Source organism: Curtobacterium sp. NPDC086286, from assembly GCF_044746255.1.
GTDB lineage: Bacteria > Actinomycetota > Actinomycetes > Actinomycetales > Microbacteriaceae > Curtobacterium.
On record NZ_JBIVBW010000009.1, the window covers coordinates 77,531 to 90,121 of the forward strand.

At 71.7% G+C, this 12,591-nt stretch carries 14 protein-coding genes; 3 read left to right on the forward strand and 11 right to left on the reverse strand.

Going from position 1 to position 12,591, the window contains the following annotated elements:
• The first annotated feature begins 60 nt into the window (after positions 1–60).
• Positions 61–1,038 (forward strand): Ku protein, encoded by a 978-nt coding sequence (locus ACIPKM_RS16245; protein ID WP_402737118.1) that lies wholly within the window; start codon positions 61–63, stop codon positions 1,036–1,038.
• 49 nt (positions 1,039–1,087) lie between these two features.
• On the forward strand, positions 1,088–1,693 hold the full coding sequence (locus ACIPKM_RS16250; protein ID WP_071296587.1) for an antibiotic biosynthesis monooxygenase: 606 nt from the start codon (positions 1,088–1,090) through the stop codon (positions 1,691–1,693).
• Here ACIPKM_RS16250 and ACIPKM_RS16255 read toward each other — a convergent pair.
• The 4 genes from ACIPKM_RS16255 to ACIPKM_RS16270 are packed head-to-tail and all read right to left on the reverse strand — an operon-like array spanning position 1,690 to position 5,940.
• Positions 1,690–2,625, reverse strand: a complete 936-nt coding sequence (locus ACIPKM_RS16255) for a Ppx/GppA phosphatase family protein (protein ID WP_071296586.1) — start codon at positions 2,623–2,625, stop codon at positions 1,690–1,692. The genes ACIPKM_RS16250 and ACIPKM_RS16255 overlap by 4 nt on opposite strands.
• Before the next feature lie 50 nt (positions 2,626–2,675).
• Complete coding sequence (locus ACIPKM_RS16260; RefSeq protein WP_071296585.1) at positions 2,676–3,533, reverse strand: ribokinase; 858 nt, start codon at positions 3,531–3,533, stop codon at positions 2,676–2,678.
• Complete coding sequence (locus tag ACIPKM_RS16265; RefSeq protein ID WP_071296584.1) at positions 3,530–4,939, reverse strand: MFS transporter; 1,410 nt, start codon at positions 4,937–4,939, stop codon at positions 3,530–3,532. Before ACIPKM_RS16265 ends, ACIPKM_RS16260 begins: the two co-directional genes overlap by 4 nt.
• Positions 4,940–4,944: 5 nt before the next feature.
• Positions 4,945–5,940, reverse strand: coding sequence for a nucleoside hydrolase (locus tag ACIPKM_RS16270; RefSeq protein WP_071296583.1), 996 nt, complete (start codon positions 5,938–5,940; stop codon positions 4,945–4,947).
• A gap of 179 nt (positions 5,941–6,119) precedes the next feature.
• Here ACIPKM_RS16270 and ACIPKM_RS16275 point away from each other — a divergent pair, with 179 nt between their 5' ends.
• Complete coding sequence (locus tag ACIPKM_RS16275; protein WP_254790952.1) at positions 6,120–7,118, forward strand: LacI family DNA-binding transcriptional regulator; 999 nt, start codon at positions 6,120–6,122, stop codon at positions 7,116–7,118.
• Positions 7,119–7,294: 176 nt separating this feature from the next.
• Here ACIPKM_RS16275 and ACIPKM_RS16280 read toward each other — a convergent pair whose 3' ends face one another.
• The 7 genes from ACIPKM_RS16280 to ACIPKM_RS16310 are packed head-to-tail and all read right to left on the reverse strand — an operon-like array spanning position 7,295 to position 12,577.
• Complete coding sequence (locus ACIPKM_RS16280; protein WP_402737119.1) at positions 7,295–8,995, reverse strand: MDR family MFS transporter; 1,701 nt, start codon at positions 8,993–8,995, stop codon at positions 7,295–7,297.
• Positions 8,992–9,612 (reverse strand): TetR/AcrR family transcriptional regulator, encoded by a 621-nt coding sequence (locus ACIPKM_RS16285; RefSeq protein WP_070417197.1) that lies wholly within the window; start codon positions 9,610–9,612, stop codon positions 8,992–8,994. The genes ACIPKM_RS16280 and ACIPKM_RS16285 overlap by 4 nt, the downstream gene beginning before the upstream one ends.
• Positions 9,613–9,665: 53 nt before the next feature.
• A complete protein-coding gene (locus ACIPKM_RS16290; RefSeq protein ID WP_402737120.1) occupies positions 9,666–10,148 on the reverse strand; it encodes a GNAT family N-acetyltransferase in 483 nt (160 codons plus the stop codon).
• 14 nt (positions 10,149–10,162) lie between these two features.
• Positions 10,163–10,675 carry a VOC family protein gene (locus tag ACIPKM_RS16295; RefSeq protein ID WP_071296581.1) on the reverse strand — a complete coding sequence of 171 codons (513 nt, stop codon included), beginning with the start codon at positions 10,673–10,675 and terminating at the stop codon, positions 10,163–10,165.
• The gene (locus ACIPKM_RS16300) at positions 10,672–11,391 is read right to left on the reverse strand and encodes an HAD family hydrolase (protein ID WP_402737121.1); all 720 of its coding nucleotides are present in this window, start codon (positions 11,389–11,391) and stop codon (positions 10,672–10,674) included. Before ACIPKM_RS16300 ends, ACIPKM_RS16295 begins: the two co-directional genes overlap by 4 nt.
• 54 nt (positions 11,392–11,445) lie before the next feature.
• On the reverse strand, positions 11,446–12,087 hold the full coding sequence (locus tag ACIPKM_RS16305; protein WP_402737122.1) for an MBL fold metallo-hydrolase: 642 nt from the start codon (positions 12,085–12,087) through the stop codon (positions 11,446–11,448).
• Positions 12,088–12,145: 58 nt separating this feature from the next.
• A complete protein-coding gene (locus ACIPKM_RS16310) occupies positions 12,146–12,577 on the reverse strand; it encodes a MarR family winged helix-turn-helix transcriptional regulator (protein ID WP_071296579.1) in 432 nt (143 codons plus the stop codon).
• Positions 12,578–12,591 lie beyond the last annotated feature (14 nt).

Sequence of the window (12,591 nt, forward strand, 5' to 3'; positions counted from 1 at the left end):
GATCTGTGGAGAACCCGTCCGCTGCGGGCGCTCCCGTGGAGAGACGGGCATCATGTGCCCATGAGGTCGATCTGGAAGGGCTCCATCGCGTTCGGGCTCGTCAACGTGCCGATCAAGGTCTACGCGGCGACCGAGACGCACGACGTGTCGCTGCACCAGGTCCACGACGAGGACAAGGGCCGCATCCGGTACAAGCGCGTCTGCGAGTTCGGCCACGAGGTCGAGTACGCCGACATCCAGCGCGCCTACGACGACGGCGACAAGACGGTGGTGCTCACCGCCGACGACTTCAAGCAGCTCCCCGAGGAGCAGTCGCACGAGATCGAGGTCCTCGAGTTCGTCCCCGTCGACCAGGTCGACCCGATGATGTTCGAGAAGTCCTACTACCTCGAGCCCGACTCCCGCTCCCCCAAGGCCTACGTGCTCCTGCGCGAGACCCTCGCGAAGACCGACCGGCTGGCGATCGTGCAGTTCACGCTCCGGCAGAAGACCCGGCTCGGCGTCCTGCGGGTGAACGACGACGTGATCCTGCTGCAGGGGCTGCTCTGGGGCGACGAGGTCCGTGCCGCCGACTTCAAGGGGCTGGACGCAGCGGTGAAGGTCAGCGCGAACGAGCTGAAGATGTCGTCGTCGCTCGTCGACAGCATGTCCACGGACTTCGACCCCGACCGCTACACCGACGCCTACCAGGTGGAACTGCAGCAGCTCATCGACGCGAAGCTCGAGTCCGGCGACGACATCGACACCGAGAAGACCTTCGGTGAGCGCTCCGAGGACGACGACGATGACGAGGGTGGCGACGTCATCGACCTGATGGCCGCCCTGCGCGCGTCGGTGGACAAGAAGCGGTCCGGTTCGGGAGGCACGGGGTCGCGTTCCCGGAGCGGGTCCCGTTCCACGAAGCAGGACTCCACGGCCGACGAGTCACCGGAGAAGGCCCCGGCCGAGAAGGCACCCGCGAAGAAGGCCCCCGCGAAGAAGGCACCCGCCAAGAAGCCGGCCGCCAAGAAGCCTGCGGCCAAGAAGCAGGCCAGCTAGCCGGACCGCGCGACACGAGCAGGAAACACGCGTCGGCCAGACTTGACGCATGACTCCAGAAGAGCCTGGGGCCTTGTCGTCGCCACCCGCGACCGATGGCCCGCCCGTCACCGTCTCCATCACCCGACTCGTCGAACCCGAACGGATCCCCGACGTCACCCGCTGGGTGCAGTCCGGCGTGAACCTCGCCAACCGCTACCCGGGCTTCCTCGGCTCGGGCTGGGTCCGCTCGCACGCGACGAGCCGTGAGTGGCACATGCTGTACCGGTTCGCCGACCACGACTCCCTCGCGACGTGGGAGAACTCCGACGACCGGCTGCGGTGGCTCGACCTCGGTCGTGACCTCGTGGTGGAGTCCCGCGTCGAGAAGCGCACCGGGATCGAGGGGTGGTTCGACGCACCGGCCGATGCCCCGGCGTCGAGCGCACCGCCTCGGTGGAAGCAGGCCGTGAGCATCTGGCTCGGGTTCTTCCCGGTCAACCTGGCGTTCACGTACCTCGTCGGCTGGCTGGTCCCCGCGTTCGGCGCACTCCCCGTGCTGCCGCGCGTGCTCGTCACGACGCTCGTGCTCACGCCGATCATGACGTTCTGGGTGCTGCCGTTCGTCACGCGGATGATCCGCCCGTGGCTCCTCGCACCGCCGAGGAACGGCTAGCCGAGCACCGACAGCTGGTCGAGCCGCTCGAGGATCACGCCCTCGCGGAGCGCCCACGGGCAGATCTCGAGCGCCGGCAGGTCGAAGATGTCCAGGCAGGCCTCGGCGACGAGGGCTCCCGGCACCACCTGGTGCGCCCGGCTCGGCGACACCCCGGGGAGCTCGGCCAGCTCGGCGACCGACATCGTCAGGAGCGCCGGCAGCTTCGCGCGGAGCACGTCGCCGTCGAGCGCGCGCGGCACGAGCGGCCCGGCACCCGAGGGCGCCGCGCCGCAGATCCGTGCGATCGACCGGAACGTCTTCGAGGTCGCCACGGCACGGTCCGGCCGCCCGGCGCGCAGCAGCAGCCCGGCGTCGCGGGCGATCTCCACCCGGATCTCGTGGCGAATCCGGCGCACGTCGTCCTCGGTCGGGGTCCCCGCCGCGAAGTACGACCGGGCGAGCCGCGCGGCGCCGATCGGCATCGACCACGCGACGTCGGGCGCTTCGTCCGCTCCGCCGGCGATCTCGAGCGACCCGCCGCCGATGTCGAACACGGCCAGGCGACCGGCGGACCACCCGAACCACCGCCGCACGGCGAGGAACGTCAAGCGCGCTTCGTCCCCGCCGGACAGCACGGCGAGCTCGACGCCGGTCGCCCGTTCGACGTGGGCGAGCACCGCGTCGGAGTTCACGGCGTCGCGGACGGCCGAGGTCGCGAACGCGAGCATGTCCTCGCACCCGCGGTCCTCGGCGACGCGGACGGCGTCGGCGACGAACGAGGTCAGGGCGTCGACGCCCGCCTCCGTCACCGCGCCGGCGTCGTCGAGGTGCTCGGCGAGGCGCAGCGGTTGCTTGAACGACGACGCCGGCAGCGGGGCGGCACCGCCGTGGGCGTCCACCACGAGCAGGTGGCCGGTGTTGGACCCGATGTCGAGGACTCCCACGCGCATGCCACAACGCTAGTGGCCCCGTCGGACGGGCACGGTCCAGGAGGCGCGGTTCAGCCCCGCAGGAACGACTCCAGTTCCGCGGTGGTCGGGTACGACGCCTGCGCGCCCGCCTTCGTCGCGGCGTACGCCCCGACACCGACCGCGAACCGCGCGGCCTCGACCAGCGGGTCCCCGGCGGCGAGGCGGAGCGCCACCGCTCCCATGAACGCGTCGCCGCAGCCCGTGGTGTCCACCGGGTCGACCCGCACGGCGTCGATCGACACCGGCTCGGCGTCACCGTCGTGCACGACGCAGCCCGAGCCACCCCGGGTCACGATCGACCGTCGGACACCGTGCTCCCCGAGCTCGGCGGCCTCGTGCTCGTTGACGAGCAGGACGTCGGTCAGCTCGAGCAGCTCCGCCGGGACGGCACCGAACGGGGACAGGTTCGTGAGCACCGTGACCCCGGCGGCGTGCGCTGCGCGGGCGGCGGCCAGGACGACGTCGATCGAGACCTCGAGGCAGAGACCGAGCACGCCGGCACCGTCGAGGGCACCGGCGGGGACGTCGTCCGGGGTCAGCGTGCCGTTCGCGCCGGCGGAGATCACGATGGTGTTCTCCCCTGCGCGGTCGACGGTGATGACGGCGGTCCCGGTGGCCACGCCCTCCCGGACGGCGACGTGCGTCGTGTCGACACCCGCCGCCGCGACGGAGTCGCGCAGCAGTCGACCGTTCCCGTCGTCGCCGACCGCGCCGATCATGCGCACGGTGCCCCCGAGCCTCCCGGCAGCAACCGCCTGGTTGGCGGACTTGCCGCCTGGCAGGATCGCGAGGTCGGACCCCTGGAGGGTCTCACCGGGCTTCGGGAAGCGCTCCGTGCGGACCACCAGGTCCGCGTTGAGGCTCCCCACGACGACGATGCCGGTCATGCGGCGGCTCCTGTCTCGGCCGAGGCCGGGCGCGGGATGAGGAAGGACGTGGCGAGTGCCGCGCAGGTGATCACGGCACCGAGCAGCATGCCACCGGAGTACCCGGCGGTGCCCGCGGACCCGCCGGTCCCGAGCGCGATCTGCAGGGCCGGCAGGACGGCGAAGCTGATGCCGGCACCGAGGTTGAACGCACCGGCGTTGAGGCCGGGCAGGAAGCCGGGGTTCGACTCCGGCGAGAGCACGATGCCGAGCCCGTTCAGGATGATGTTCGCGATGCCGGCGTACGTGATGCCGATCAGCACGGTCGCGGCGATGAGCACCGGCAGCGAGTGCACGCCGACGAACGCCATGACGAGCGTCGCGACGATGCTCCCGATCAGGCCGACGCGCAGCACGGCGCGGTAGCCGAGGGTCGGCGCGAGCCGGCCGGCGAAGGGTCCGACGACCCAGCCGACCAGCGCGTACGGGGTGAGGAACGCGAGCGAGGCGAGGTCGGCCTCCATGCCGAAGCCCGCGTCCGGGTTCTGCGCGAGGCTCGTGACGAGGCCGTTCACGACCGCGAACACGCCCGTCATCGTGAGCAGGGTCGTGACGAGCAGGGCCCAGGTCGCGCGGCGCTTGAGGAACCGTGTCTCGACGAGGGGCTCGCGCACCCGCGACTCGACCGCCCAGAAGACGCCGAAGGCCACGAGGGCGAGGACGATGCCACCGACCACGAGGCCCCAGTCGGCGGCTGCGAGCTTGCCTGCCTCGTTGAACGCGGTGAGCAGTGCGCCGACGCTGACGACGAGCGGCAGGACACCCCACCAGTCCATGCGGGTGCCGGCCGACGGCTTCGACTCGACGCCCCACGCAGCGACCATCAGCGCCGCGACGACGGTGACGATCGCGATGACCCAGAAGATCCCGCGGAACCCGAAGTGCGTCGCGATCCACCCACCGGCGAGCGCGTCGACGCCCGCGATGCCGCCGTTCACCGCGGTGAGCAGGCCGAGGGCGGCTCCGTAGCGCTTCGGGTCGGCGATCTCGTTGCGGAGGATGAGCAGGCCGATCGGGACGACCGGGCCGGTGACGCCCTGGATCATGCGACCGACGAACAGCATCGGGACGTTGACCGCGAGCGCCGCCACGATGCTGCCGACGAGCATCACCGCAAGCATGCCGAGCAGGACGCGCTTGCGGCCGACGATGTCGGACAGGCGCGGCAGGAACAGCGAGAACAGCGCCGCCAGGGTGAAGAACAGCGTCTGCGACAGGCCGATCGTGGCGTCGTCGGTGCGCAGCTCGCGGGCCATCGTGACCAGGGCGGGGCTGAGCATGCTCGCGTTCAGCTGGAACGCGATGCAGGCTGCGAGGAGTGCGGCGGTGAGGGCGCCGATCGACTTCTTCGTCGATGTGGTGGTCATGGGGGTCAGTGCTCCGTGGTGGTCGTGGTGGCTGCGGTCCGGGGCGTCCAGCCGGTGTCCGGGGTCTCGCCGATGCGCTCGAGGGCGTCGACGACGAGGTCCCAGAACCGGCCGTGGTCGAGCTCCATCGCGGCGCTCGTGCGGCAGTCCTCCGGCGCGGGCGCGCGGAAGTCGGCGACGGTCATGCCGAGGGTCAGGGTGCCCTGCGTCTCGACGTGGATCGGGACCTTCACCGCACGGACGACGGTCGGGTCGATGACGTACGCGACGGCGCAGGGGTCGTGCACGGGCGGGGCGTCGAAGCCCTGGGCGTCCTTGTACGTCTGGCCGAAGAAGTCGAGCAGCTCGCCGACGAACGCGGCGGGGGCGGTGCCGACGGCGGCGATGCGCTCGGCGACCTCGGGCGTCGCGAGCGCCTGGTGCGTCAGGTCGAGGCCGACCATGACGACGTCCCAGCCCGCGTCGAAGACGATCGAGGCGGCCTCGGGGTCGATGACGATGTTGAACTCGGCGACCGGGCTCCAGTTGCCGACGTGCACCCCGCCGCCCATCAGGACGACCTGCTTGACGCGCTCGACGATGCGGGGCTCCTTGCGGGCCGCGAGGGCGATGTTCGTCAGGCCGCCGGTCGGCACCAGGGTGACCGTGCCGGGCTCGTGCGCAATGACGGTCTCGATGATGAGGTCGACCGCGTGCCGCTCGTCCAGCTCGAACGACGGCGAGGGGAGCATCGGCCCGTCGAGACCGCTCTCGCCGTGGATGTCACCGGCGACCTCGATCTCGCGGAGCAGCGGACGGTCGGCGCCGGCGGCGAACGGGACCCCGGTGATCCCGGCGATGCGGGCGACGGCGAGGGCGTTGCGGGTGACCTTCGGGAGCGTCTGGTTGCCGACGACGGTCGTCACGGCGAGGAGCTCGATGTCCGGGTTGCCGTGGGCCAGCAGGATCGCGACGGCGTCGTCGTGGCCGGGGTCGCAGTCGAGGATGATCTTCTCGGGCACGCGGGGCGCTCCACTTCTTCGGGGATCAGGAGGTCGAGGCTCGACGAGGTGGGGATCCGCGGCGAGGATCAGCTCCCGCGGCACGTCAAGCGTTTGACATGGAAACACGTCAAGCGCTTGACGTCAAGTCATCGGCGGCGGACCCGAACTGCGCGGTCCGCGCTCGGTAGCATCGACGCGTGCCATCCTCCGCCGCCCCCGGCCGTCGTGTGACCGCTGCGATGGTGGCCGAGCGCGCGGGGACGAGCATCGCCACGGTGTCGCTCGTCGTGAACGGCAAGGACCGCGGCCGGGTCTCCGTGCCGATCGCCACGAGGGTCCGCGACGCCGTCGACGAGCTCGGCTACGTCGTCGACCACGCTGCCAGCTCACTCGCGCGGGGCAGCGGCGACCTCGTCGTCCTGATCGCCCCCGACCTGTCGAACCCCTTCTTCGCCGAGGTGATCCGCGGCGTGCGCGACACCGTCGGCGACCGCTTCCAGCTCGTGCTCTCCGTCACGGAGCGCGGGGCCCAGCCCGTGGCCGCCGACGTCCGACGGTTCGAGCGGCTCCGACCGGCCGGCATCCTGGTGGACGCGCCCGCCGCCGACGAGACGATGACCGCCACCGTTCCCGTGGTGCTGCTCGACGCCCCCGGCGGACCCGAGGCCGTCAACTACGACCTCTCCCCCGGTGTCCACGAGCTCGTCGCCCACCTGCACGAGCGCGGGCACCGGCGGGTGGGGTACCTCGACGGGACCTCGCGGGCTGCGACGTTCGGCGTCCGTCGGGAGCTCTTCGAACAGGAGTGCACGGCCGTCGGCATCGAGGTCTCCGAGGTCACCGCCCGCGCCGACCTCACGGTGGACGCCGCGGCCTCGGCGACCGAACACGTCCTCGAGGCCTGGCAGGACGACGACGTCACGGCGATCGTCGCGGCTGCCGACACCCTCGCGTACGGGGTGCTCCGGGTCGCCGGGCAGCTCGGCATCGCGGTCCCCGGGGAACTCGCCGTCGCGGGGTTCGACGACCTGCCGTCGTCCTCGGTCACGGCACCGGCCCTGACGAGCGTCGCACTCCCCGGCGCGGACCTCGGCCGGGCCGCGGCGCTGCGGTTGCTCGCGACGCTCGACGGCACCGCGCCCGAGGCTGCGGCGCTCCCCACGCGCCTGGTGCGCCGCGCGAGCACGGGCGCGTAGCGCGCGCCGCGGCTGCGCGCGGGCGCCGCGCGCGGAAACGATCTCACGCGCTCACCGACACCTCACGCGCCGCTCGTGGCGTGAGGTGTCGGTGAGCGCGTGAAGTCGTCACCACAGAGCGGACGGGAGGCGCGGTGCGAGCTGGCACCGCGCCTCCCGTCCTCGTGTGCTGGCGGTCAGCGCTCCGAACGGTCCGGACCGGCATCGGCCGGCTCGGGCTCCGGCTGCGGCTCGGCCGCGCCGGCCGTGTGCCCCGCGCGCTGCGCCCGCTCGAGCTCGTCGGCCTCGGCTCCGCCGACCGCCTCGCCACGGGCGACCATGCCGGCCGTGTCGGAGAGCCTGATCTGCGGGAGGAACAGCGCGAGCAGGAACGCCACCGCGATGAACGGCAGCAGGTACCAGAACACGGGCGCCAGGGAGTCGGCGTACGCGTTCACGATGCCGTCCTGCACCGCCTCCGGCAGCTTCGCCACGGTCGCGGGGTCGATGCTGCCCGCCGACGACGCAGCGTCGGTCGCCGATCCGCCGGCGCCGCGGAACACGTCGGTGAGCGACGTCGTGAGCCGCGCCGTGAAGAGCGCACCGAACACGGCGGTCCCGAGGGAGGCGCCGACCTCGCGGAAGTAGTTGTTCGTCGACGTGGCGGTACCGACCTGCTCGGCGGGCACCGCGTTCTGCGCCACGAGGACGACCACCTGCATGATGAGGCCGAGGCCCGCACCGAAGACGAACAGGTACGCGCAGATGAGCCAGATCGGGGTGTCCGCCGCGAGCTGGGTCATCGCGAGCATCGCCAGGGCGACCAGGATCGTCCCGATGATCGGGAACATCCGGTAGCGACCGGTCTTGGTGATCAGGTTGCCGGACGCGATCGAGGTCCCGATCAGGCCGACCATCATCGGCAGCATCAGGAGACCCGAGACCGCCGCCGAGGTGCCGGACGCCATCTGCAGGAACGTCGGGACGAAGCCGATCGCCGCGAACATGCCGATGCCGAGCACGAGGCCGATGCCGGTCGCGAGCAGGAAGGTGCGGTTCCGGAAGAACGACAGCGGCAGGACGGGGTCCGCCGCACGCGACTCGACGAGCACGAGGAGCGCTGCCGACACGACGAGACCGGCGAACCAGGCCCACGTCTCCGGGGCGTCCCAACCGTGGTCCTTGCTGCCGCCGAACTCCGAGAAGAACACCAGGCACGTCGTCGCGGCGGACATGAAGAGCACGCCGAGGACGTCGATGCGCTTCGTCGCCTTCTTGCTCGGCAGGGTCAGCGCGAACCACGCCACGAAGAACGCGGCGATGCCGACCGGGATGTTGATGTAGAACGCCCAGTTCCAGGTGAGGTGGTCGACGAAGAACCCGCCGAGCAGCGGGCCCCCGATCGCCGAGAGGCCGAAGATCGCACCGAGCGGCCCGAGGTACTTGCCGCGCTGGGACGCCGGCACGATGTCCGCGATGATCGCCTGCGACAGGATCATCAGGCCGCCGCCGCCGAGGCCCTGCATGGCACGGAAGACCACGAGCTGGGTGAAGTCGCCGGCGAAGGCGCACCCGGCCGACGCGATGGTGAACAGTGCGATCGCGATGAGGAACAGGTTGCGGCGGCCGAGGACGTCACCGAACTTGCCGTAGACGGGCATCACGATGGTCGAGGCGAGCAGGTACCCGGTCGTCAGCCACGCCTGGTGCGCGACGCCGCCGAGCTCGCCGACGATGGTGGGCATCGCCGTGGAGACGATGGTCTGGTCGAGGCTGGAGAGCAGCATCCCCGCGATGAGCGCGGAGAAGATGATCCAGATCCGGCGCTGCGTGAGGAGCAGCGGTCCGTCGGAGCCTGGGCGGGCACGCTTGGTCGTGCCCGGCGCGGTGGCGCTCATTCGGTGGTGTCCTGTCCGGTCGTGATGGCCGCCCTCATCAGGCGGAGGTTCTGGGTGAGCAGCTCGTCGAACGCGGGGCCGGTGGCTTCGTCGAACGCGTCGTCGAAGTAGGTCTCCGCCGTCACCTTGAGCAGCCCTGCGGCGGCCTCGGTGACGAGCCGCGCACGGCGGTCGGTGGCGTCGCCCCAACCGAACCGCGCTCGTACCGCGTCGGTGATGCGGCCGAGCTGCACGTCGGTGGCCGAGAGGAACCGGGCGACGAGCGCCGGCTCCCGTTCGAAGACCCCGCGGACGAGGACCTCGTCGGCGCGGTCGATGCCGGCCCGGTGGAACTGGTCGATCGCCAGCGCGACGATGGAGTCCAGCGGCTCGAGGTCGGCCGCGACGACACCGCCGGCGGCGTACGCGTCGATGGCTTCGACGTCCGCGTTGATCTCGATGCCGAGCACGGCGTCGTCCTTCGACGCGAAGTGGTTGAAGAACGTCCGCCGGGACACCCCGACCGTCTCGCAGAGCTGCTCGATCGTGAAGCCGTGCAGCCCGTGCTCGATGGTCGCCCGACGTGCCTCGACGATCATGCGTCGGCGCAGCGCGCGGGTGCGTTCGGTGGTGCTCACCGGACCAGAATTGCACTATCGGACTGAGAGTGCAATGTGGAAGTGGGGTACTGCTAGAGCGCCTTCTCGAAGCAGAACGACCACGGCATCGTCGCGGCGTACGGCTCGTACACGGGGATCGGGGTCCAACCGGTCTTCTCGTAGAGCGCCACGGCCTCGGGTTGCTTGTCGCCGGTCTGCAGGATGAGCCGCGCGGCGCCCTCCTCACGCCCGACGCGCTCCCCCTCGGTGAGCAGCGCGGTGGCCGCACCCTTCCCGCGGGCGGCGGCGAGGACGATGAGGCGCTTCAGTTCGACCTCGTCACCGAGGCGTCGGACGGCGATGTGCCCGAGGGCCTCGCCGTCCTCGTCGATCGCGAGGATCGAGGTGATGACCGTCGCCGGGTCCACGGCGAGCGCCCGGCCACGCTCGGCCGTCACCACCGGGTCCTCGTCGCCGTTCGCGGCGCCGTAGCGCTCGTGCATCTCCTCGTCCATGCGGGCGCGGAGCGCCACACCACGGGGGTCGTCCCACCGAACGCGTTCGATCGTGATCACGACCGACGATCCTGTCACGGATGCCAGCGTCGGCGCGACGTGTGCTCCTCGTAGGGCTGGGGATCGGGGTAGGTCAGGAGCTCGACGGTGCTGCCCCACGGGGTGCGGACGTAGACGAACCGGTTCCGGTCGCCGGCTTCGGGCCCCGGGAGCGGGCGGGGTGCGCCGAGCGCGGTCGCCCCGGCGGCCACGACCCGGTCGAGCGTGGCGTCGAGGTCGTCGACGTACAGCGCGAGGTGCTGCCACCCGAGGTCGGACGGCACCGCCGGGGTGTCCTGCTCGACGTGGTCGAAGGCGAACAGCTCGATGCCGGGGCCGTCGGGCAGCGCGAGCATCCGGATCCGTACCTCACGGGCGTCTCCGGGGACACCGAGGCGCGACGTCGTCGCCGCGCCGCCCTTCGGAGGCTGGTCGGCGGGGAGCGTGTCGTAGAGCACCTCGGCACCGAACGCGTCGACCAGGAACGCGCTGGCCGCGTCGACGTCGGGCACGGTCAGTCCGATGTGGTCGACGCCGCGGACGCTCACGCGCCCGCCCCGCTGCCGGCGGCTCCCTCGGCGCGGCCCGCCAGGTCCGCGATGGGGCCCCTGCCGGCCCGCAGGTCGGCGAGGACCGCTGCCGCGTCGTCGTACACCCGGACCGCCCCGGCCCGGCGCAGCTCGTCGCCGCCGATCCCGCCCGTCATCACGGCGACGCAGGGCACACCGACCCGTCCGGCGGACTCGACGTCCCACATCGCGTCGCCGACCATCACCGCGGCATCGGCGGACACGCCGACCTTCCGGAGTGCGACCTCGATGATCCCCGGGTCCGGCTTGGCCTGTTCGACGTCCTCCGAGCTCGTGACGGCGGTGATCCACGCCTCGGCGTCGAGCAGTTCGCGCAGGCGCACGAGTTCGTCCTCGGGCGCGCTCGTGGCCAGCACGACGGCGTGACCGGCCTCGGCGACGGACCGGAGCAGTTCGCGGGCACCCGGGAGGAGCCGCAACCGCGGCATCTGCTCGGCGTAGTACGCGGTGTGGAACTGCTTGACGGTGTCGCGCTGCTCGTCGGTGGCGTCCGGCAGCAGCTCCTCGAGCAGCTTCGCCGAGTCCATGCCGATCGCGCGGTGGATCCGCCAGGCGTCGACGGACTCGCCCGCTGCCGTGCACGCCCGCCACCAGGCGTCGATGTGCGGGTAGTTCGAGTCGACGAGGGTCCCGTCGATGTCGAAGAGGACGGCGGTGGAGGGTGCGTCGGGCATCCCTCCACCCTGCCCTGGAGGCGCGGATCGCCTCTCAGGGGCGCGTCACGTCCGTCAGACGGTGATCGACTCGCCGGCGGGCAGGATCTGCACCGGCACCGGTCCGAGACCGTCCGGGCCGAGGAACCGCGCGGCGGACTGCTGCCCGAGTTCGCTGAGCATCGCCTCGTGGATCTGCACGGCGTGCTCCGGGGAGACCGCGCGGACGTAGTCGACGGCCTCGGCGGTGCTCGTCCACGGGCCGCTGGTCGGCAGCAGCAGGGTCTGCACCGGGATGCCGGGCACGAGGTAGGCGTCGCCGGGGTGGAACACGGCGCCGTTCACGAGGTAGCCGACGTTCGCGATCGTCGGGATGTCGCCGTGGATGACGGCGTGCTCCTCGCCGAAGACCTGCACCGAGAACGGGCCGACCTCGAACGCGTCACCGGCCGAGACCGCGGCGACGCGGCCGTCGTGCGCGCCGAGCTGGTCGACGATCGCGGCCGGCCCACGCACCACGAGGGCGTCGTTCGCGTCGAGGGCGGCACGGACGGCGTCGACGTCGAAGTGGTCGAAGTGCTCGTGGGTGACGAGGACGGCGACGGCGGCCGTCGCGAGGTCGGCGCCCTCCGGCGTGAACGTGCCCGGGTCGATGACGAGGGTGGCGCCGTCCTGCTCGAGGACGACGGTGGCGTGGTTGTACTTCGTCAGCTCCATGTCGACGAGTCTACAACAGTGTTGTACATCGCCGTGGTCGATCCGGATGAGAGGGCGTTCACCGTTCGAGTCTCGCCGCGATGCGGTCGAACAGTTCCGGCACCCTGGCGAGTGCCGCACGCTCGGCCTCGGACAGCTCGGAACCGATCACCGACGCGAACGCCCCGGCTCGGGCGCTCCGTTCCCGGAGCATGACCGTGCGGCCCGAGTCCGTCAGCCGGATCACCGAGACCCGCCGGTCCCCGTCGGAGACGCCTCGCTCCACGAAGCCGCGCTCCTCGAGCTCCGCGACGGTCCGCGACTGTCCCTGGTGCTTCACGCCGCGGGCCCGCGCGAGCTCGGCGATGGTCTGCGGCCCCTGCCGGTCGAGCAGGCCCAGGCTCGCGCTCTGCGCCTGCGGCAGCTCGTCGGTGAGTGCCCGGGTGGCCCGCACGATCCGGCCGATCGACTCGCGGAGCTCCTCGGCGAGGTCGTCCGGGGTCGTCGTCATGCCCTCGACCGTAC

What these genes read in the sequence shown, in the direction of transcription:
- ACIPKM_RS16245 (WP_402737118.1), top strand. Translation starts at nt 61, where the DNA reads ATGAGGTCGATCTGGAAGGGCTCCATCGCGTTCGGGCTCGTCAACGTG.
- ACIPKM_RS16250 (WP_071296587.1), top strand. Translation starts at nt 1,088, where the DNA reads ATGACTCCAGAAGAGCCTGGGGCCTTGTCGTCGCCACCCGCGACCGAT.
- ACIPKM_RS16255 (WP_071296586.1), bottom strand. Translation starts at nt 2,625, where the DNA reads ATGCGCGTGGGAGTCCTCGACATCGGGTCCAACACCGGCCACCTGCTC.
- ACIPKM_RS16260 (WP_071296585.1), bottom strand. Translation starts at nt 3,533, where the DNA reads ATGACCGGCATCGTCGTCGTGGGGAGCCTCAACGCGGACCTGGTGGTC.
- ACIPKM_RS16265 (WP_071296584.1), bottom strand. Translation starts at nt 4,939, where the DNA reads ATGACCACCACATCGACGAAGAAGTCGATCGGCGCCCTCACCGCCGCA.
- ACIPKM_RS16280 (WP_402737119.1), bottom strand. Translation starts at nt 8,995, where the DNA reads ATGAGCGCCACCGCGCCGGGCACGACCAAGCGTGCCCGCCCAGGCTCC.
- ACIPKM_RS16300 (WP_402737121.1), bottom strand. Translation starts at nt 11,391, where the DNA reads ATGCCCGACGCACCCTCCACCGCCGTCCTCTTCGACATCGACGGGACC.
- ACIPKM_RS16305 (WP_402737122.1), bottom strand. Translation starts at nt 12,087, where the DNA reads ATGGAGCTGACGAAGTACAACCACGCCACCGTCGTCCTCGAGCAGGAC.
- ACIPKM_RS16310 (WP_071296579.1), bottom strand. Translation starts at nt 12,577, where the DNA reads ATGACGACGACCCCGGACGACCTCGCCGAGGAGCTCCGCGAGTCGATC.